This window comes from Flavitalea antarctica (assembly GCF_054461535.1).
Genome location: NZ_JBTLQG010000029.1, coordinates 1 through 20779 on the forward strand (window position 1 = coordinate 1; position 20779 = coordinate 20779).

At 43.4% G+C, this 20779-nt stretch carries 15 protein-coding genes and 1 other RNA gene; 7 read left to right on the forward strand and 9 right to left on the reverse strand.

The window, feature by feature from the left end:
- Window positions 1-227: 227 nt before the first annotated feature.
- Window positions 228-600, reverse strand: a transfer-messenger RNA (tmRNA) gene (gene ssrA, locus ACX0G7_RS20470).
- 738 nt (window positions 601-1338) lie between these two features.
- On the opposite strand from ssrA, the gene ACX0G7_RS20475 reads away from it, so the two are divergent.
- Complete coding sequence (locus ACX0G7_RS20475; RefSeq protein ID WP_458925389.1) at window positions 1339-1881, forward strand: ExbD/TolR family protein; 543 nt, start codon at window positions 1339-1341, stop codon at window positions 1879-1881.
- Window positions 1882-1997: 116 nt separating this feature from the next.
- Here the strand turns inward: ACX0G7_RS20475 and rseP are convergent, their stop codons facing one another.
- The 3 genes from rseP to ACX0G7_RS20490 form a co-directional block, all read right to left on the reverse strand.
- Window positions 1998-3377 carry an RIP metalloprotease RseP gene (rseP, locus tag ACX0G7_RS20480; RefSeq protein ID WP_458925390.1) on the reverse strand — a complete coding sequence of 460 codons (1380 nt, stop codon included), beginning with the start codon at window positions 3375-3377 and terminating at the stop codon, window positions 1998-2000.
- A gap of 241 nt (window positions 3378-3618) precedes the next feature.
- Window positions 3619-4788, reverse strand: a complete 1170-nt coding sequence (locus tag ACX0G7_RS20485; RefSeq protein ID WP_458925391.1) for a 1-deoxy-D-xylulose-5-phosphate reductoisomerase — start codon at window positions 4786-4788, stop codon at window positions 3619-3621.
- Between the two features lie 38 nt (window positions 4789-4826).
- Window positions 4827-6323, reverse strand: coding sequence for a GH3 auxin-responsive promoter family protein (locus ACX0G7_RS20490; protein WP_458925392.1), 1497 nt, complete (start codon window positions 6321-6323; stop codon window positions 4827-4829).
- 160 nt (window positions 6324-6483) lie between these two features.
- Here ACX0G7_RS20490 and rplU point away from each other — a divergent pair, with 160 nt between their 5' ends.
- The 3 genes from rplU to ACX0G7_RS20505 all read left to right on the forward strand — a co-directional run bounded on the left by rplU (window position 6484) and on the right by ACX0G7_RS20505 (window position 9307).
- Window positions 6484-6786, forward strand: coding sequence for a 50S ribosomal protein L21 (gene rplU / locus ACX0G7_RS20495; RefSeq protein ID WP_458925393.1), 303 nt, complete (start codon window positions 6484-6486; stop codon window positions 6784-6786).
- A 94-nt stretch (window positions 6787-6880) separates the two neighbouring features.
- Window positions 6881-7138, forward strand: a complete 258-nt coding sequence (gene rpmA, locus ACX0G7_RS20500) for a 50S ribosomal protein L27 (protein ID WP_458925394.1) — start codon at window positions 6881-6883, stop codon at window positions 7136-7138.
- A gap of 480 nt (window positions 7139-7618) precedes the next feature.
- Entirely contained in the window at window positions 7619-9307 is a 1689-nt protein-coding gene (locus tag ACX0G7_RS20505; RefSeq protein ID WP_458925395.1) for a helix-hairpin-helix domain-containing protein, read from the forward strand.
- Window positions 9308-9330: 23 nt separating this feature from the next.
- On the opposite strand, the gene ACX0G7_RS20510 is transcribed toward ACX0G7_RS20505, so the two are convergent.
- The 4 genes from ACX0G7_RS20510 to ACX0G7_RS20525 all read right to left on the reverse strand — a co-directional run bounded on the left by ACX0G7_RS20510 (window position 9331) and on the right by ACX0G7_RS20525 (window position 15778).
- Window positions 9331-9777 carry a hypothetical protein gene (locus tag ACX0G7_RS20510; protein ID WP_458925396.1) on the reverse strand — a complete coding sequence of 149 codons (447 nt, stop codon included), beginning with the start codon at window positions 9775-9777 and terminating at the stop codon, window positions 9331-9333.
- Window positions 9778-9890: 113 nt separating this feature from the next.
- Window positions 9891-13661 carry a sensor histidine kinase gene (locus ACX0G7_RS20515; protein ID WP_458925397.1) on the reverse strand — a complete coding sequence of 1257 codons (3771 nt, stop codon included), beginning with the start codon at window positions 13659-13661 and terminating at the stop codon, window positions 9891-9893.
- Window positions 13633-14439 carry a nucleoside triphosphate pyrophosphohydrolase gene (gene mazG, locus ACX0G7_RS20520; RefSeq protein WP_458925398.1) on the reverse strand — a complete coding sequence of 269 codons (807 nt, stop codon included), beginning with the start codon at window positions 14437-14439 and terminating at the stop codon, window positions 13633-13635. The genes ACX0G7_RS20515 and mazG overlap by 29 nt, the downstream gene beginning before the upstream one ends.
- 10 nt (window positions 14440-14449) lie before the next feature.
- Window positions 14450-15778, reverse strand: a complete 1329-nt coding sequence (locus ACX0G7_RS20525) for a DUF3667 domain-containing protein (RefSeq protein WP_458925399.1) — start codon at window positions 15776-15778, stop codon at window positions 14450-14452.
- A 100-nt stretch (window positions 15779-15878) separates the two neighbouring features.
- On the opposite strand from ACX0G7_RS20525, the gene ACX0G7_RS20530 reads away from it, so the two are divergent.
- Window positions 15879-16709 carry a hypothetical protein gene (locus ACX0G7_RS20530; protein ID WP_458925400.1) on the forward strand — a complete coding sequence of 277 codons (831 nt, stop codon included), beginning with the start codon at window positions 15879-15881 and terminating at the stop codon, window positions 16707-16709.
- Window positions 16710-16719: 10 nt separating this feature from the next.
- Here ACX0G7_RS20530 and ACX0G7_RS20535 read toward each other — a convergent pair whose 3' ends face one another.
- A complete protein-coding gene (locus tag ACX0G7_RS20535; RefSeq protein WP_458925401.1) occupies window positions 16720-17397 on the reverse strand; it encodes an arylesterase in 678 nt (225 codons plus the stop codon).
- Between the two features lie 108 nt (window positions 17398-17505).
- Between ACX0G7_RS20535 and ACX0G7_RS20540 the strand changes: the two genes are divergently transcribed.
- Window positions 17506-18195, forward strand: a complete 690-nt coding sequence (locus tag ACX0G7_RS20540) for an ABC transporter ATP-binding protein (protein WP_458925402.1) — start codon at window positions 17506-17508, stop codon at window positions 18193-18195.
- A gap of 28 nt (window positions 18196-18223) precedes the next feature.
- Window positions 18224-20770: an ABC transporter permease gene (locus tag ACX0G7_RS20545; RefSeq protein WP_458925403.1), complete on the forward strand. Its 2547-nt coding sequence runs from the start codon at window positions 18224-18226 to the stop codon at window positions 20768-20770.
- Window positions 20771-20779: the final 9 nt, after the last annotated feature.

The window sequence follows — 20779 nt, forward strand, 5'->3', positions numbered from 1 at the left end:
AAAGCCAAATTAAGTAAGCGTTTGCGGTGCTTCGGCGGGCACGTAGGTGGACCGCGTCCGCCGAAGCCCAAAAAAAAGCCCGCTAAATCACACGATCAGCGGGCGCCCGCCTTCGCACGTAAAAGCCAAATTAAGTAAGCGTTTGCGGTGCTTCGGCGGGCACGTAGGTGGACCGCGTCCGCCGAAGCCCAAAAAAAAACCCGCGTCGTCTTGCAACTAGCGGGCGTAGGTGGAGGTGAGGGGAATCGAACCCCTGTCCAAACATATTCGTCGAAAGCTTTCTACATGCTTATTCCATCATTAGTTGTCGGGTTGATACAGGAGACGGACAAACCAATACCAACCTTAGCTGAATAGTCTTAAGCAATCATCACAGCCTTTGATTGCAGCATTCTGCGCTTGTTTTGAGTCGGCGGCGGAGCGGGTGGCAGACAGACCCACTCAAGCGGCCCTAATGACTATCTAATCACTGATTAGGCAGCCATGGCATACTGTGTATTGCCATTTGAAGTTTTGAATATTCAGATTAACGTGCTAATTATCCAACGCACGACATGCTTACACCTTCAAAGATCTACGCTGTCAAAACCAGGCACCCCCAGGTAAAGACTAGCCTGCAAATTTACAAAAAATAAAGAATTTATCCGCGGAAATCTCAATACATGGATTTCTCTACCATCTTTTCGATTCCTGGATTTTTTCGCCAACATTCAAGTTCTTAAATTTCTCAATCAACATTTCAATTCATGGATCTATCTCCAAAGTCTACTACATGAAGGTATTCGCCGAATGCTCAACACATGAACTATCCGTCGAATTCTTAACCCAGGGATTTACCATCAATGCTCAACAAATGGTACACAAAAAAAATCCCCAATAAGACTAAAGGGGATTAAACCAAAACTAACTGCTTATGAGAAAACTTATAATTAAATATGCTTTATGTTTTACTGGTTGATCAAACGCGCCGCACTGTTCTTTTACTCTCCCGCTATTCGATGATGTAAAGTAACACCAAAGATGACCAGCGTCCAACCACATACGGATAAGATGCGTTATTTATCGAGAGAACTGCATATTTCAGACCATGGACTGCTAAATCAACTCCCGAATTTTTTCCTCCCACCTGCAGTTACCAATAATGTGCCTGATTCCCTACGTAATATTTGACGCAATAGGAGGATGTTACGGTAACAGATCTGTCCAAATTTTTTCATAATCCACAAATAATTTTCTTTCAAGGGGCAGATAATTTTCCTTCATAAGGCACATAAGTTTTCTTAATGAGGCAGATTTGTGGAATTTTCGTGGATTGCCGTCTTTACCTAAACTTCGTGTATGGCAGAAATTACTTCGACAAATACTTCAAAACCCGGTGGACGACGGGGAAAAAAATTATCAACCCGGGTAGACCTCACTCCTATGGTAGATCTCGGCTTTTTACTGATCACCTTTTTTATTTTCACAACAACCATGTCTGAACCTTCGGCGATGAAACTGGTGTTGCCCGCAGATGGAGGTGATCCAATGCCAACAGAAGAAAGCGGATCACTTACAGTAATCCCATTGAAGAACAACAGGATCTTTTATTATCATGGAATGCTCCAGGATCCCATGCCGGCCGGATCATTTGGAATTGTAAGCTATTCCTATGCTGATGGAATCGGGAAAGTGATCAGGGATAAGAAACAGTTTATGGAGCGCAGGAACCCAGCGTCTTCGCAAAAACTTATGTTGATCATCAAACCCATGAATAGTGCAAGCTACCAGAACGTCGTGGACATCCTTGATGAAATAACTATTAATGAAGTGAAACGATATGCACTGACCGATATCAGCATTGCAGAAACAATGATGCTCGCCAACCGGGGTCTTGATTAGTTCCAGCAATGAACACAAAGATGCTGTTCACTCCTGTTTCAATACACAACAGGCCTATTTGCTCCTGTTCCAACACACCAGGATTGTGTTTACACTTGGTTCAATACACAACGATCCTATTTGCTCCTGTTCCATCCGAACCAGTCATTTCCGTTTGCATAAACCATCAACCCAAGCAGGAATATCATTCCCACTATCTGGGCATATTCCAGGAACTTATCGTTTGGTTTACGACCGGTAACCATTTCGTACAGGGTAAATACAACGTGCCCACCATCCAGCGCCGGTATAGGCAGCAGGTTCATAAACGCCAGTATAATAGAGAAAAACGCGGTGATGCTCCAGAATGCCTGCCAGTCGCCCCATTGTTTCGGGAAGATTGAACCCATGGATTTGAATCCACCCACACCTTTATAAGCACCGGTTTCAGGACTCAGTATCTTCCTGAACTGGTCGATATAAAAAACAAGGTTGTCAACCGCCATTCTCACCCCCGCAGGGAACGATTCAAAGAAGCCATATTTTCTGCGCTCGATTTTCAAAATGCCGAGGCTATCGAGTTCCTGTGAATAGCTGAAGTGGTAAACGCCGAGTTTACCATCAGGTGTGAGTGTAGGATTAAGAGTAAGCTGTTTGCCCTCACGTTCGATCTGCAATGCAACCTGCTGACCACGATGCGCATATAATTGTGTTCTTACATTATCGAAAAAAGGAGTGGTAACAGAGTCTACCGCAATGATACGGTCATAGGGCTTAAGCCCAACCTGAAGTGCGGGCGATGAATCAGCAACGATACCGACGATCATCGGCACCCTCGGTGTAAATAAGGGTGTACGGCTTCTCTTCTTTTCAATAAGCTTCCCCAATAGATCGACAGGCAACTGTACAACCTGCGTTTTTCCATCTCTCTCAACTGTTACACGTTCGCCAACAAGCAATTTTTTGGGAATATCATCAAAGTATGGAACCGGATCTTCATTAACCGCAAGTATCTTATCTCCGTCTTTAAGTCCCATCTGGTACATGACACTGTCCATGACCGTGATGCCATCTTTTGCATTGGCATTTGGCAGCTTCTCTTCGCCCCAGGTAAATAAGATCATGGCATAGATCAGGAAGGCCACCAGTACGTTGACAGTAACACCGCCAATCATAATGATCAATCGCTGCCAGGCTGGTTTGCTCCTGAACTCCCAGGGCTGAGGTGGCTTTTTCATCTGCTCCTTGTCCATACTCTCATCCACCATCCCGGCTATTTTAACATAGCCCCCTAATGGCAGCCAACCTATCCCATAAACTGTTTCGCCAATTTTCTTTTTGAAGAGAGAAAACCAGGGATCGAAGAATAGATAAAACTTCTCCACCTTACACTTGAATATTTTCGCAGGCAGGTAATGACCAAACTCGTGAAGAATCACCAGTATGGAAAGAGATAAGATCAGGTAGAAAGCCTGAATCCCAACACTAGCCCAATCGATCGCCAAAAAATAAAACATATTCAGATTCTAAATTTAAAAGTAATTGAGATCGCAGTTTTGACGCTTGTTAAATCAGCAGGAATTATAAATATCAATATTGACCTGATCTCAATATTTGAAGATGCTTATAATTTAGCAATCGTTGTGTAAAATTCTTTAACCGGACCAAAAGCAAACGCAGTTTTAACAAAACCCATAATTGCCATCCGTTCTATTTCCGGACACTTTCCGTTTAAAAGTGCGATTTATTGTCTCCGCATCATAATTTGATCAGTGATGCCGCGAAATTACGAGCCTCTCCATCGCTTTCAAAATATTCTTCAAGCGTCGGGTTTTTGATAAACTGCACATGATCCATTGTTTTTTCGATCAGATCGGTCATATCAAGAAATCCAACCCGGTTTCTTAAGAACGCATAAACCGCGATTTCATTGGCGGCATTGAGAATACAGGGAACATTTCCTCCTTTATACATTGCATCCGTAGCAAGGGTGAGATTCCGAAAGGTCCTGGTATCAGGTTCTTCGAAGTTCAATTGTGCCGGTTTGCGGAAATCATATCGTTTGAGGCTGCTTGGAATCCGGTGAGGAAAAGCCAGTGCATACTGAATAGGTAGCTTCATATCCGGTAAACCCATCTGCGCCTTAATGCTCCCATCTTCAAACTGAACCATACTATGAATAATGCTCTCCTTGTGAATAAGTACCTGCACCTGGTCGGGCTGCAAATTAAAAAGCCATTTTGCTTCAATCATCTCCAGTCCCTTATTCATCAGGGTAGCGGAGTCGATCGTGATCTTGGCGCCCATGGTCCAGTTGGGATGTTGCAATGCATGATCCCTCTTCACATTCACCAGGAAATTTGGTTTTCTGCCAAGGAACGGACCGCCCGATGCAGTAAGAATCACCTTTTCAATCCTGTTCCTGGTCTCCCCTACCAAACACTGAAAAATAGCTGAATGTTCTGAATCCACAGGAATTATCGGTGCCCTGTGTTCTACTGCCTTTTGCATGACAATGTCACCTGCCACCACCAGTGTTTCTTTATTCGCGAGCGCAACACCTTTGCCAGCCTCAATTGCTTTCAGTGTTGGCTTCAGACCCGCAAAACCAACAATTGCGGCTATCATCATATCATACACATCCATGGAAGCTACTTCTTCAAGGGCAGATTCGCCGGTGAATACCTTTATATTATGGCTGGATAGTTCCTCCTTTACTTTCGGATACTTTTTCTCATCTCCGATTACTACTATGTTGGGTTTGAAATGTATCGCCTGTTTGATGAGAAGTTCTTCATTGCTATGTGCCGTCAGTACTTCAACAGAAAAGGATTCAGCATTTGCTCCTATCACGTCCAGTGCCTGTGTTCCTATAGAGCCGGTTGATCCGAATATCGCAATACGTTTTGGCGGATGACTGTTTGACATAATTTGAAATCAAAGATTTTTTAAACGCAGAAGGGTGATTATTGTTCAACATACTTTTCAAGCTCCCCTGCAATGTTACGGTCATTACTTAACCTGGGAACTTTGTTTTGTCCACCCAATTTTCCGAGGGATTTCATGTAATCGATGAAACCATTTTTTTTCACCGGCCTGATCCTGAGGGGCATAAGGATGTTGCCCGTGATCAGGTCATCATAATAAATATTTTTTCCCCTGAGATTTGCGTCTACCTCCTGCGCAAATTCTGCCAGGTTGCCGGGTTCATTAGCAAACTCAACAAACCATTCATGGTAAGATTTTCCATCGGTCTGGCTGATCATCGGCGCCACCGTAAACTCAGTCACATGGACACCGGAATGTTCCGCAGCTTTCATGAGGCTATATTCGACTTCCTCTCCTATCACATGTTCGCCAAATGCAGAAATAAAATGTTTTATCCGTCCGGTAACGAGGATACGATAGGGATTGACAGATATGAACTTAATGGTATCTCCTATATTATAGCCCCACAAACCGGCATTGTTATTTATGATAAGAGCGTAGTTGACATTCGGTTCCACGTCCTTTAGGCTGATCCTCTTTGGATTTGGCGAGTGGATCTCGGCAGCCGGGATGAATTCGAAGAAGATTCCGCTGTTGGTATTCAGTAGTAGTCCTTCGCCACGCTGGGAATCCTGGAATGCAAAAAAACCTTCAGAAGCAGGGAAACTTTCAATAGTGGCTACGGGTTTGCCGATACTGTTCATCAGCTTGGCCTTGTATGGCTCAAAATTCACCCCTCCATGAACAAGTACGGAAAGGTTTGGAAAAATATCCTTTACCGGTTTACCTGTTTTGGCAATCAACCGGTCGAAATACATCTGGACCCATGGCGGAATGCCACTGATAAGCGTCATATTTTCATTGACCGTTTCTTCGACAATTTTGTCGAGTTTGGTTTCCCAGTCCTCAATACAATTGGTTTCGTAAGAAGGAAGCTGGTTTTTGCGTAGATAATTAGGAATATGGTGATTTACGATACCACTTAGCCTGCCGGTAGGTATCCCCCCGACCCTTTCGAGTTCAGGAGAGCCTGAAAGAAAAATCATTTTCCCGTCGGTAAAGGCAGAATTGCCTGATTCGGCGATGTAGGAAAGTAGCGCGTTCCTCGCCGTATTAATATGATTATCAATAGAATCTTTTGAAATCGGGATGTATTTTACCCCGCTGGTGGTCCCGGACGTCTTGGCCAGGTAGATTGGTTTACCCTTCCACAGTACATTATGTTTTCCCTCTTTGATCTTATCTATATAGGGCCTTAATTGCTCGTAATCCCGGATGGGTACCTGTTTTTTGAAGTCTTCATAACTACCTATAGTGTTGAACTGGTGGTCTTTACCAAATTCGGTATCTTTGCCAACCTTCAGCAGTTCCTTCAGGATACTTTCCTGGTCCTGAACTGCTGTCAACATACCCTTCCTTACTCCTTTATATATATAGTTGGCAAATGGTTTTGCCAGAAATGATTTAATCTTCATAACCCCTTCTGATCGTTAGGGGAACAAACCTAGTGAAAAAAACGGGGAAACAGGCGCGGTACTGTACGCAGGCCGGCCAAAAGGCAAAAAAAAATACGAATCAAATCTTTCTATTTAGCATTCATTCCCTTACCTTTGCAATCCTAATTTTTGGAAAGTTATGTACGCAATTGTTAAGATAGCAGGTCAGCAATTCAAGGTTCAGAAGGACCAGACTCTATATGTTCCTCATGTTGGTGGAAACGCCGGTGACGCCGTAGAGTTCTCAGATGTTTTGCTCACAGATACCGATGGTTCTTTAGCTGTTGGCGGTGATGTTAAGGCAACCGTGAAAGCCGAAATTGTTGATCATGTTAAAGGTGATAAAGTTATTGCCTTCAAGATGAAAAGAAGGAAAGGTTTCCGTAAGAAACATGGTCATCGTACTCATTATACAAAAATCAGGATCAGCGAGATTGCATAATTTCAATTACGTATAACCGATTTCAGGTTACTACGTTTTGGATCTAATGTTTTTTCCTTATCAATTTCTCAACAAATAATTAAAAGCTTTTTGTATGGCACATAAAAAAGGTGAAGGAAGTGTAAAGAACGGTCGTGATTCACAGAGCAAAAGACTCGGTGTGAAAATCTACGGTGGCCAGCCTGCTATCTCCGGTAACATCATTGTTCGTCAGCGTGGAACTGTTTACCATCCTGGTAAAAACGTTGGTGTCGGAAAAGATTATACATTGTTTGCATTAGCAGATGGTGTAGTTGAATTCAAAAAATCAAGAAACGATAAGACCATCGTTAACCTTGTACCTGTTGTTTAAGTAAGTTTATACGGCTTTACTTCGTTGTCTCCTATAATATTTTTTTAACAAAATGTGAAAAAAATTTTTGGCGGTGTCAAATTAGTTTCTATTTTTACCGTCGATAATGTTTTTTTACTAACCGTTAAATTCACAAAAACATGGCAACAAAGAAAAAAGCAGCAAAAAAGGCTGCAAAAAAAGCTGCTCCTAAAAAGAAAGCTGCGAAAAAAGCTGCAAAGAAGAAATAACTTCTCACAAGCAGAACATATTAAGTCCCTCCATCGAAAGATCGGAGGGACTTTTTTTTACTTACATTCTGGTTATAGAATAACATTCAGCGAAAATCAAGTCCTACTAAAACCTGCTGTCAGCGCAGGTTTCCGCTTAAGCACGTAGCTTCTCCCCGACCTTTTTTCAATACCGGTCCACCCCACCCGCAGTCCTCGTCATTCCAAACTAAAAGTTGAAATTGATCGCATAACCATTTATTTTCGATACATGGCATATGACAATTATTATATCGCAGACCAGTTTGCAATGCTTGCAAAATTGATGGATATCCATGGCGAAAACAGTTTCAAATCCAAATCATATTCGGTTGCTGCTTTCAATATTGAGAAGTTGCCCGAGCAATTATCCATGACCGAGAAATCAAAAATCAGTTCATTAAAGGGCATTGGAGACTCCAGTTCAAAAAAAATAATTGAGATACTCGAGACCGGTAGACTCAAGGCACTCGATGAAATGATTGAAAAAACACCACCAGGAGTAGCCGAAATGTTGAACATAAAAGGACTGGGTCCAAAGAAGATCTCGACTGTCTGGAAAGAGATGAATATTGAATCAATCGGTGAATTATTATATGCCTGCAATGAAAACCGGTTGACCCTGTTCAAAGGTTTCGGCGAAAAAACACAAAAGAATGTCCAGGAAGCGATCGAGTTTTACACCCGTCACCAGGGAAATTTTTTGTTCGCCCAGGTCGAAGAGCATACTACCAAAATCACTGCCATTTTAGCGAACAAATTTCCAACAGAATTACTATCGGTAACAGGTAGCTTTCGTCGCCAGCTCGAAATCATTACAAGTCTTGAATGGGTAACAACCATCAGTGAAACGGAACTCACCCGCTTTTTTGATTCCCTTGAATACAAAGTCTATGAAAAGTCGGATACTATTATTGCCTTCAAAGGATCGGAGAATTTTATACTACAGTTTGAGACCGTAAATCCTGAGCGGTTTTATGAACGACTGTTCAGGACCAGTGGAAGCGTGGATTTTATGGACGAATGGGATAAAGTATATAATGGCAAATCCTATGACGGACTCAATTCCGAAGATGAGATTTTTGCCAGGGCGGGATTGCCTTGCCTCCCACCCGCTATCCGGGAAAAACCTGCTATTCTCGCTAAAGTAGCCGGGGGCTTTGTGCCCGAACTGATACAGCCCGATGACATCCGGGGCATTATTCACTCCCATAGTACCTGGAGCGATGGCTCCGATTCCCTGGAAACAATGGCCAAAGCTGCCATAAAACAGGGTCTTGAATACCTTGTGATCAGCGATCACAGCAAATCTGCGTTTTATGCTAATGGCTTACAGGAAGATCGGATTATCCTGCAACATGCTGAAATTGACGAACTTAACCGTAAACTCGCTCCTTTCAAAATATTCAAAAGCATCGAAAGTGATATTCTGAACGATGGATCACTTGACTATCCTGAATCTGTACTAAAACGGTTTGACCTTGTGATTGCCTCTGTTCACTCAAATCTGAAAATGTCAATGGAGAAAGCAATGGCACGGTTGCTTGCTGCCATTTCCAATCCATATACAACGATCCTCGGACATTTATCAGGAAGACTCTTACTTAGCAGACCCGGCTATCCGCTTGACTACCCGGCAATTATTGAAGCGTGCGCAGCTAATAATGTAGTGATAGAACTGAATGCGCATCCACGAAGACTGGACCTGGACTGGCGTTGGATCGATCTGGCGATTGAAAACAATGTGATGATCTCAATAGATCCGGATGCTCACGCTGCGGATGCGTTTAGTGATTGCCGTTATGGTGTCCTTGCCGCGCAGAAAGCCGGTGTTGAAAAGAAACATAATCTGAGCAGTTATACACTGGTTGAATTCGAAAACTTCCTGGCAAGCGTCAATGCTGCCAAACATCGCAAATAGTTTGTGACGAGTTTCCGGCACACTCAGCTCTTAATAGCAGTCTTCTTATACACTTCGAAGTCACCACCTTCACTTTTTAATACGAGCTTGCTGGTTGTATTCTCAAGGGTCACATAGTACGCATCAGAAGCTGGTGTTGCATATTCAAAAATATCCGTGATCCAGTATTTATCAAAATAGGATCTGAGTTCAAGTCTCATATGCAGCGGCAGATCATTGGCGGCTACATTTTTTGAGATCCCGAGAAGTTTTGCTTCGGGCGAAAAATGTGCTGCCAGGTATTCGTCGTTCAGTTTGAAACTGGCAGTAGTGATCATAGCCGCCTGGTTCCAGCTTATGGACTGTGCTGCTGAAAAGTGTTTAGTTAACGATGACAGGAACTTTTTGTTCCCTGTTCCGGGTTCAGTACTTGCAAATGAAGTGGCAACGAAGATTACCATCGCGGTTAAGAGAGCAGATACTTTTTTCATGACTTAAGAATTTATTATTGTTTGAGATATTTTTTAATACCTCATAAAGATAAATTCAGCAATCAACCATATTCAGGAAATGAGAGGAGTGATGCAATTTATGCGACGAAACACTAAAATGCGGGGGCCGTCTGATGGTACAAAGGCAACCGCACATAAAATGTTGTTCCGGTTCCTTCATTGGTTTCAAACCAGATATCGCCCCTGGCCTGCTCCGCTATACTCTTGCTCATGGCGAGTCCCAGGCCTGTGCCCGATGTCTTTGTGGTAAAATTCGGGGTGAAGATCTTGGATTGAATATGTTCAGGAATGCCATCGCCACTATCAGAAACAGAAATAATAACACTCTCTCCCTGCAATTCTTCCCTCATCGTTATGATGATCTGCTCCTTATGTTCGCTGGCCTCAACCGCATTCTGCAGCAGGTTTGTGAACAGCCTGTTCAGTTGTGTTTTATCAGCCATCATCATTAACCGGTGATCCAGTTTCTCCCACCTGAATTCCAATCTCTCGGTGGCTTCATACAATAAGGTGAGTGACGAGAGTAAGTCATGCAGATCAAACACTTCATTCCGTGGATTGCCAATATTTGCAAACTGGGAAAAGTCCGATGCAATTTTCGACAAATGATCTATCTGCTCTATTAAGGTATTTGCAACACTGCCAGTCATAGCCTTCACATTAGGAGAGTTGTTGTCTATGGCTTTTTGAAGGTATTGAATACTCAGCTTCATTGGTGTCAGCGGGTTCTTGATCTCGTGCGCCACTTGCCTTGCCATCTGGCGCCATGCACCCTCGCGTTCGCTTTTTGCAAGAGCGTCCGCACTCTCATCAAGCTTTCGAACCATCTTGTTGTATTCATTAACCAATTCCCCGATCTCATCCTTTCGCTTCCATTGTATCTCCTGGTTTATCTTATTCAGGTTGATATCCCGCATCTTCTGGCCAATGATGGTAAATGAAGAAGTGATACGGTTTGTGATCACGAGTGCTATAGCTCCTGCCACCAGGAATATAAATGCATTCAGGTTAATAACAGTGACCAGGAAGTTTGAGATCTCCTGGGTAAGCTCGCCCTGGTTTCTGAAGGAGGGCACATTGAGATAAGCATATGCCCGGCCATCTTCATCCCTGATGGGGCAGTATATGCTTTTAAAATCGGTGCGCCCTATCTTCTCTTCAGTAATGACCTGGATCGCCCGCATATGTCTGAGCTGGAAGAAGGCTTCCGGATTCATTTTCTCACTCAGTACGCCTTTCTGATAAATCAACTCATTTGAATACACTTTGAGATTCCCCAGGGTATCATAAAAATTCACATCGGTTCCATGGATTTCGGTGATCTCAGCAGTAAGCCGCTCCAGGTCGGCCATTGTACTGTCACTATACAACATCATTGCATTGATAACATCCCTGTCCTTGGTCAAACGGTTTTCCAGCTCGTTGACCATTATCTTAATGGTACTGGTAAGACTTTCCCTTTGATCCCTGTCGTAACGATTTATGAAGAATAGTATCGTTGCCACGCCGATCACCAGGAACGATAAGAGACTTACCATGATGATTGTGCTATGAATCTGTGATCTGATACTGAACTCCCAATAAGAACGGAGAACCGTCATGTTGAGCCGGCTCCTCACTATCAATACACCAAGCCGGTAGAAAGCAAGCAGGAAGAGGAAGGTCGTGAACAGGTATGAAAACAAGGTGATCGCCTCAAGAAAAGACACATTCTTTTTTGCAATGATGATCATATTGTCTGCCGACCCTTTGTACCATAAGACTTCATAATTTTTTATCCTCTCAATCTTAAACTCGGTCTTCGGCAATTCAGAAACTTCGAGATAAGTGGGAAAAGGATAATCATTATAATACCTTGACAAACGACGGTTCACATAAATCGCATATGAATAACCCTGGGTATTGTCTGGCACCATTTCCTTTGTTCCCTGGAAAAGCTCCGGTACCAAAGCCTCGCTTTTATATCTTTTTGGTTCTGCAACCATAAAGAAGTATCCGACAACGCTACTGTCCGGATCCTTCACTTCTTTCTTTATAATATAGGAAACCTGGTCAAAAGACTTTTCATAATAGGTCACGTCCTTTGCGTCGGTCTTTTTGCTCTGAACCGTAAAGATGGTGTTCAGTGTATCATAGGAAACAGGTTGGTTGGTTTGCAATGGGGCGAAAGAATCATCGTACAGATAGATCTTGGTATCATACCTGTCTATATATGGACCAAAACTTGTATTGATGATACTGTCTTGCAGGTATTGACTTTCCTGCGGATCCTTGAAGCGTTCATAATTTGGATAAAGAAAATCATTATCCAGGTAGGCAAAGGCGATACTCAGCAATCTTCCGCCGGAAGGGTCAGCTTCCAGCGATAACTTTTCCGCAAATCTTATCCGGTCCTCAAATTCAATTTTCCTGTTTTCAAAAATGATCACAGCGGCAATGGAGAATGAAAAGACAAACAACCAGAAAAGTACTTCAGAAACATTGAGCCTGAAGCGAAGTCCGGAAAACAACTGTTGCTGAATCATCATCAGGAACAATAGCAACCAGAGCAACACATAGAGGTTGAGTTCAACCACCGCATTGTTCTCGGTAAACGTAAGAATCAGCAAACCCACAGCTGCACTGATTATCAGGCTGAAATAATAATTCCGGTAGATCAGTTTTCCGCAAATGGTAAGTAAGATCTGTGCAAGAAAAAAATAGCTGAGAGCAAGTGTTGCGAGAATTACGAACCCGATAAAACTGTAACGGGTGAGGTTTTCTATATTGATAACATTGAAAGATATCTGGGCGTCCGAGACAAGACTCTGAAGTATATCGGCAAAAACGAAAGTGGCGCTGACCATGATGGTAAGGAGTAAGATCACCGACACCCAGTTTTTCCATTTCTCTTTAAAAGGCCGGAAAGGATATCCTGCAATACGCTGGTTAATAAATAACATCAGCCAGGAGCAGAGCAAGGAATTGATCAGGAGATCACCAAGCGAACTTAAAAGAAAACTGGAGCTGTAAATAGCGGGATCAAATAGCTCAAACTGTCGCAGATTCAAAAACCCGGGATAATAATAAGTCGTGAGCCGGAGTACCAATATGGTGATAAACATGAAAGACACACCTGCCAGGAGTCCATATAACCTATAGATAAAATTGGCTTCCTGGTGCACATATACGATCAGCATGAAAATACCACCAAGTACAAATATGAACGACCACCAGTTATTTTGCTTGCCATCAAGCGGAATTTCGGCAAGATAAAAAAGCGTTTGCCCATGAAGACTTTTTACAGGGTAGTTAGTTGGCTGAAGTGAGATGTCAACTAATTTTTCGGCGCCGGGATATTCGGCAAATTGTCGCGTAAAGTTTGCATTGTGAACGAAATATTGAGTGAGCACCGGTATCAGTGCCTCAACTGTGTATTTTTTCCCGGCCCTGAGCGTGACCGTCCTGTTTACATGTACAAACTTTCCGCTACTCAACCCAAGAAGCGCAACGGTATCACGTTCTTCCCAAAGTATCTTGGTCTTAATAAGATGCGTGTTCCAGAATCTTAACCGGTGATCAAATGATGTATCCTGGTCGTATACAAACAGCCCATATCGCTTTTTTTCAAAAAGCAGGTTAGAGAATGCTTTCTCTGAATAGGTGCCATCAACCACCGATTGAAGCAATGACGTGTCTTTGATCAGCTCTTCAAAATCCTTTTCCTTATCCTGGATCTTATCTTCAATAGCGCGGGAATAATAAATAACAGAGGTAGTTCTGACAAGGTACTTATTGATGAGCCAGCCCAGGATAAACATCCCGATGGCAGCAACCAGCACATAAATATTTGTTCTAAACAGCGTTTTTTTCAGGGCCTTCAATGGCTGTGTTTTGTTTTTTTATAGAGTTCCATATTGCATCCATCTCTTCCAGGGACATGTCAGCCAGGTCTTTGCCCTCCTGCAGGGCCTTTTTCTCCATCGAAGTAAAGCGGCTGATAAATTTTTTGTTTGTACGTTCCAGTGCGTTCTCGGCGTCTATCTGCAAAAACCGTGCATAATTGACCATGGAAAACATCACGTCCCCAAACTCGTCTTCGATCTTGTCAATATCACCAACGGCTTCGGCTTCTTTCAGTTCTGCTATCTCTTCTGTTACTTTTTCCCAGACCTGTTCCCGGTTGTCCCATTCGAAACCGACCTGCTTTGCTTTCTCCTGCAGGCGAGTGGCCTTCACAACCGAAGGTAATGACTTTGGCACCCCACCCAACACCGATTTTTTCCCCTCTTTTAATTTCAGTTTCTCCCAGTTTTGCTTCACCTCCTCTTCGTCCTTAACAGTCACATCACCATAAATATGAGGATGCCGCGCAATCAGTTTTTCAGAGACTCCCCTGATAACATCTTCAAGCGTAAACTGATTTTGCTCTGTTCCTATTTTTGCATAAAAGAGGATATGTAGCAGGATGTCGCCCGCCTCTTCCTTTATGCCTTTCCAGTCTTTATCTGTGATTGAATCAGCCAGCTCATAGGTTTCTTCAATAGTAAGCGGCCTAAGTGTCTGGATCGTTTGTTTTTGATCCCACGGGCATTGTTCCCTTAATTCGTCCATGATTTTTACCAGGCCAAGGAAAGCACTTGCAACAGCGTCGTTTTGCATAAATATTTGATTAAAGCCTTAACAATGCAATGAAGAAGAATAATGCGAAAAGCAGCGATATGGTTGTAAATGCAAGAATATTAAGAAGGATAAATTTCAAAATGGTTTTACCCCTGCCCTGCTCATAAAATTTTCGCATTGATTTATAGGCATAATAGATTCCATATAACACAAAGAGGAACATGATAAGCCCCATCCACCAATAGTCCCAGCTTTGTTTGACGGCACGAAGCCCGAAAAAAACAAGCAAATGGAGAAAAGTGAATATATACAGGTAGATAAGAAAAAGTGCATGATCTGCATAATAGAACTGCTTTCGCCTGATATATAGCAACTTCAGGAAAAGTGCATAGAGCGGCAGCGAGATAAATAACAGGTAAGGAAACGTATGTATGAATTTGTCCAGCAGATCCTGCATCAGCGCACCCTGGTCGTCACCATAGCGCTGTTTGAATTCAATGTTCTGATAGGCAAGTCGTCTATTTAACCAACCATCTCTTGCATCAGGTGGCAAAGCCGCCTGGGCCGAATCGTATTCTGCACGGCTGTCATAAGCATTGGTAAAAGCTTTGCCCAGGTCCAGCAGGCCAAAATCTCCTCCCCTTTTTTCTGATCTCGCTGGTGAACGCTCCCGTTTACGGGACGAATCATTGGGGTCGTCAGCACTTTTCTTGCCGGCCAGTGCACTGGTATCAGCCGGACTGGCATAGTCCACTGTATCGGTTGAATCATACCTGTAGACCCTGCGCTTTTTCCCGGTAGAATCGTTATTGGGTGTTATAATGATTTTTGTGGAGTCGTTTTTTACTGTTCCTTCTTCCTTTTCCGGCTCATCTTCAACGGTTATATCATCCTTGTCAATCTTTACATCTATGGGTAATTGGCCGATCATCCGAAAAGTGCGTTCTACCTGGGCAGAATCTTCTTTTGTTGCTGCAGTCTTCAGGGCACGGGTCTTCGCTTCAGCCAGATCAGCTATTTGTTGTTTGTCCTGCTTTCTTTTACTGAGGCCGAGGTTGCGGACATCAAATACGGAATAAAAAATCAGGAAAAAAACTGCTGATGAAAAAACGTACATCCGGATGGGGTGGAGGTATCTTGCCCTTCTTCCGCTCAGGTATTCCTTTGGCAGGAAACCGGGTTTGGTAAATAACAGTTTGCCTGTACTAAAAAATTTCCCATCAAAGTGAGTGATATCCTGGAAGAAATGTGAAACCAGGCCCCATATCGACTCTTTTGGTACTATATTCTCCTGGCCACATATGTGGCAATACCTTCCCAGCACCGTTTCACCACAATTCAGACAATTTTTTTCCGCTCTCTCTTTCGAATGGGACACTAATTTTAAATTTTAGCTAAAAATAAGGAAACAGGCTATTTTACAGAAAATATTGGACAGCTTGCAGCATTAAAACAATGCATTTTACGTTATCAGCACCATGAAACCTATTTGTTTTCTCTTTCTCCTGTTTATTATTGCTTTTTCCGCATCCGGCCAGTTTTACTACAAAGACATAATTGCTACGAAGGACCTGATGAAAAAACACCAGGATTACCGCAAGAACAGCGTGAAAGCAGTTGACTATTCCAGTTTTGACGCGAATAATCAGCCAATAGAAGGCTTTGCCTGCCAGCAGGTGGTGAGCCCGGATTTCAGTTATATTAAAACAGTAACAAAAACATCCTTATCAGGCACTTCTGAAAGCACGTCCTGGTACAATCAAAAGGGTCAGCTGATCCGCAGTGTTGATACTGCGGATGGCAACAAAATAAATACAGAATATGCTTATGATGCGGCTAACCAACTGGCGTCTATTACCAGCATTTCGTTATCACCCGGGCAGACTGCAAGCAAAGAGCAACATCTATGGTTTTACAATCAACAGGGAAAACCGACACATGCACTGAAAATAAAAAACGGGGTAGATACTACTTATATCAGCTTTATACTTGACGAAAAGGGAAACGTTGCTGAAGAAAAAAGTGTCCGGAAAAACCAGCCGTTACCCACCATCTACTACTATTACGACGAAGATAATCTGCTCACAGACATCGTACGGTATAATAACCGGGCTAAGAAATTATTACCGGATTACATTTTTGAATACGAGGATAAACATTTGGCAACCATGCTGGTTTCCGAAGAAGGCACCGGGGATTACCAGAAATGGTATTACAGCTATGATGACAATGGCCTTAAACTTCAGGATGCCTGTTATTCGAAATCAAAGACACTGATCGGAAGGGTTGAATACGCTTATAAGTTTTAATAATCCCGGGTCATAACATTCCACTCAGCACTTTCCATATATTTTCAGCCACAACCCTGTGACCCGGTGCAGTTGGGTGAATACCATCACCCTGGTTCAGTTCCGGCACACCTCCCACCCCTTCCAGTACAAAAGGCACCAGCGCCATGTTATTCTTCTTTGCAAGCTCTGGAAAAATGTTCCTGAACGCTGTAGCATAGGCGTTACCCATATTCGGTGGCACCTGCATCCCGGTCATTATCATTTTTGTGTCGGGATTTTTCGTTTTTACGCTGTCAATAATATCCTGTAGATTTTTTACGGTTTCGGTTACAGGTATGCCTCTTAAACCATCATTGGCACCAAGCTCCAGCACAAACACATCCACCTTTTGTTGCAACAGCCAGCCGATACGGTTTTTTCCACCTGCAGAGGTTTCACCGCTGAGCCCCGCATTTACAACCTTATAAGGCAGTTTAAGCGAATCGATCTTTGCCTGTATAAGTGCCGGAAAGGCTTCGGAAACATCAAGCCCATAACCCGCAGTAAGGCTGTTACCAAAAAACAATATTGTTTTGGTGGTCGTGACGACTGCAGAGTCCCCACCGGTACCTTTTGCTTTGGCAGACTCCTGCTGTTTTTCACTATTACCACAACCTGATGTTATCAATGCAAACAAAATCATTGCAAGCCCGGATACTTTGATCATAATTTATCTTGTTGAGAATGCCTTAATTTTAAAAAATAGTAATTTACCTGATATTATCATCTGCGGGCACCAAAATAAAACATCCCGTCCTAAATTATACACATCAATTTGGAAACCATATTAAAAATCGAGAACCTCAGCAAAACTTATAAGAGTGCTGAGCAAACACTTACCGTCCTGAATAATGTTAATTTCTCTATAGAGGCCGGTTCCACATTAGCTATAGTTGGTCCTTCGGGAAGCGGAAAAACAACACTGCTTGGTTTATGCGCAGGGTTGGACCGTTCAAGCAGCGGGCTGGTCGAATTAAGGGGGATCAGGCTGGATAATCTGAATGAAGATCAGCGCGCGAAAGTGAGGAATCAACACGTAGGTTTTATCTTCCAGAATTTTCAATTACTCCCCACCTTAACCGCTATCGAAAATGTAATGGTGCCCCTTGAACTGAGGGGGGAGAAAAACATCCGGCCCCGGGCTTTAGAGCTACTTGATAAGGTGGGGCTTGCTGCCCGAATCAATCACTACCCGGCACAACTCTCCGGCGGTGAACAACAACGTGTTTCATTGGCCAGGGCTTTTTCTAACAGTCCCGCTATTCTCTTTGCCGATGAACCAACGGGCAACCTCGACGCAGAAACAAGTGATAAAGTCGTGAAACTGCTTTTTGAACTAAACAAAGAGGCAGGTACCACACTGGTGATAGTGACCCACAACCTTGAACTAGCGGGCCTCACACAACGAATCATTAAGATCCGCGCCGGCCAGATAGACAAAGACACCCTTGTTCACCAGAATTAACAGCCGGTTATTTCCCTAATACTTCAAGATGCAGAGAGAAAATAAACTGAACTTAGCCTGGCTCATCACGATGGCCTGGCGCGACAGCCGACGTAACAGATCGCGATTGTTTTTATTTATATCATCCATCATTCTTGGAATAGGCGTATTGGTTGCTATCTATTCTCTCAGTGATAATGTTAAGAACGACATAGATAACCAGGCAAAAACCCTGATAGGTGCCGACCTGGTCATTGATAACAATAAACCGGTTACACCGGAGTTCCGGTCAATGCTTGATTCTATCGGTGACCGCCGGGCACACGAGTTGTCCTTTGCCTCAATGGTAATGTTCACTAAAACAGGGGGCACAAGGCTGGTGCAGGTCAGAGCGCTGGAAGGCGATTTTCCTTTCTATGGAAAACTGGAAACAAAACCAGTCTCAGCATCGGCCCAGTTCCGCAATAAACAAGAGGCGCTGGTAGATAAAACACTGATGCTGCAGTTTAACGCAAAACCGGGTGACTCCATCAAGGTTGGCGAAGTTACATTTATGATTGCAGGAACGCTGAACAAAGCACCGGGGAGTACGGGCATTTCAACTTCGGTTGCCCCAGCGGTTTATATACCCATGAAGTATCTTCCTGATACAAAACTTCAACAGAAAGGCAGTCGTATCTCTTATCATTTTTATTATAAGTTCGATAAACCCACTGACGTTGAGAAGTTGGTAACAACGCTTGAGCCGAAGTTTGAAAAGGATGGTTACGATTTCGAAACGGTTGAGTCAAGAAAAAGAAATACCGGAAGAACGTTTGAAGATTTCACACAGTTCCTTTCCCTGATTGGATTTATCGCCCTGCTTCTTGGGTGCATTGGTGTAGCCAGTTCCATTCATATCTATATCAAAGAAAAACTAAACTCAATTGCCATTCTTAGATGTCTTGGTGTTAACGGCCTCCAGGCTTTCCTGATATTCCTGATCCAGATCGTTGCCATCGGCTTCATCGGATCGTTAATCGGTGCTGTCCTTGGCATCGCCATCCAGCAGGTACTGCCTACGGTATTCAAAGACTTTTTACCTGTGGAGATTTCCGTGAATCTTTCATGGAAGGCAATAGCACAGGGTATAGCTATAGGGGTAATTATTTCTGCACTCTTCGCATTGTTACCGCTGGTATCAATAAGAAACGTATCGCCACTCAACACCTTAAGATTATCAGTTGAACATACAACACCAAAGCGCGACTACCTGCGTTGGCTGATATACATACTGATCATAGCGTTTATATATGGGTTTACCTATCTACAAATGAAAAGCTTTCAACGGGCAGCAGTTTTTACCGCGAGCATACTGGTATCTTTTTTTGTTTTGTCTGCAATGGCCGGATTGCTGATGTGGGCAGTGAGAAAGTTTTTTCCTAACCGCGCCGGTTACCTGTTAAGACAGGGACTTGCAAATCTGTATCGCCCCAACAATCAGACACTGATACTGGTAGTAGCCATCGGCCTCGGCACATCATTCATCTGCACCTTGTATTTTGTTCAGAATCTTTTGTTGAACCGCGTTTCATTATCGGCCAGTGCCAATCAGCCGAATATGGTGCTGTTTGATATCCAGACGGCCCAAAAGGAAAAAGTTGCTACGCTGACCAGGAGTTTTAATCTTCCGGTAATCAATGAAGTTCCAATCATCACGACCAGGCTGGAAGAAATTAATGGCCAGACCGGAGCAGAGGTTCGCCTGGATACCAATTCCAAAACCCCATCATGGGCTTTTGAGGGTGAATTAAGGGTTACCTACCGGGACTCACTGACCGACTCTGAAAAGATCACCGCAGGAGACTGGCCCGCAAAAAAAACAGCTGGTGATGAGGCGATCTATATATCTGTGGAAGACGGCTACGCAAAACGTATCAACGTCAATATCGGCGACAAGATGTTATTCAACGTCCAGGGCGCACTGATTCCAACCGTGATAGGAAGTATCCGGGAGGTCGATTGGAACCGTGTTCAAACAAACTTCCGGGTTATATTTCCCTCCGGTGTGCTTGAAAAAGCGCCCCAGTTTCATGTCCTGATAACGAGGATTCCATCTGCAGAGATGTCTGCGAAATTTCAACAGGCAGTGGTGACCTCATTCCCCAACATCTCTATTATAGATGTGGGATTAATTTTGAGCGTGTTGGACGATATACTCGATAAGATTGGATTCGTGATCAGATTTATGGCGGGCTTCAGCATTCTGACTGGCCTGGTTGTGTTAATAGCTTCAGTGCTGTTGAGTAAGTACCAGCGAATCAGGGAAAGCGTTTTATTGAGAACACTTGGGGGCACAAAAAGACAGATCCTTATCATTACTGCCCTCGAATATTTTTTATTGGGAGGTCTTGCGGCTTTTGCCGGTATCCTGATATCGCTCGGTGGTGGATGGGCCCTGGCAAAATATACATTCAAAACACCTTTCACTGTGCCCGTGTTACCTGTGCTGGCTGTATTTTTATTGGTTTCCATTATTACTGTGCTGATTGGCTTGTTCAACAGCCGTGGCATTCTGAACCGCCCTCCTTTAGAGGTGCTTCGTGCAGAAGCCTGATTTGCAAAT

What these genes read in the sequence shown, in the direction of transcription:
- ACX0G7_RS20475 (WP_458925389.1), top strand. Translation starts at nt 1,339, where the DNA reads ATGGCAGAAATTACTTCGACAAATACTTCAAAACCCGGTGGACGACGG.
- rpmA (WP_458925394.1), top strand. Translation starts at nt 6,881, where the DNA reads ATGGCACATAAAAAAGGTGAAGGAAGTGTAAAGAACGGTCGTGATTCA.
- rseP (WP_458925390.1), bottom strand. Translation starts at nt 3,377, where the DNA reads ATGTTTTATTTTTTGGCGATCGATTGGGCTAGTGTTGGGATTCAGGCT.
- ACX0G7_RS20490 (WP_458925392.1), bottom strand. Translation starts at nt 6,323, where the DNA reads ATGAAGATTAAATCATTTCTGGCAAAACCATTTGCCAACTATATATAT.
- ACX0G7_RS20505 (WP_458925395.1), top strand. Translation starts at nt 7,619, where the DNA reads ATGGCATATGACAATTATTATATCGCAGACCAGTTTGCAATGCTTGCA.
- ACX0G7_RS20485 (WP_458925391.1), bottom strand. Translation starts at nt 4,788, where the DNA reads ATGTCAAACAGTCATCCGCCAAAACGTATTGCGATATTCGGATCAACC.
- ACX0G7_RS20530 (WP_458925400.1), top strand. Translation starts at nt 15,879, where the DNA reads ATGAAACCTATTTGTTTTCTCTTTCTCCTGTTTATTATTGCTTTTTCC.
- ACX0G7_RS20535 (WP_458925401.1), bottom strand. Translation starts at nt 17,397, where the DNA reads ATGATCAAAGTATCCGGGCTTGCAATGATTTTGTTTGCATTGATAACA.
- rplU (WP_458925393.1), top strand. Translation starts at nt 6,484, where the DNA reads ATGTACGCAATTGTTAAGATAGCAGGTCAGCAATTCAAGGTTCAGAAG.
- ACX0G7_RS20510 (WP_458925396.1), bottom strand. Translation starts at nt 9,777, where the DNA reads ATGAAAAAAGTATCTGCTCTCTTAACCGCGATGGTAATCTTCGTTGCC.
- mazG (WP_458925398.1), bottom strand. Translation starts at nt 14,439, where the DNA reads ATGCAAAACGACGCTGTTGCAAGTGCTTTCCTTGGCCTGGTAAAAATC.
- ACX0G7_RS20545 (WP_458925403.1), top strand. Translation starts at nt 18,224, where the DNA reads ATGCAGAGAGAAAATAAACTGAACTTAGCCTGGCTCATCACGATGGCC.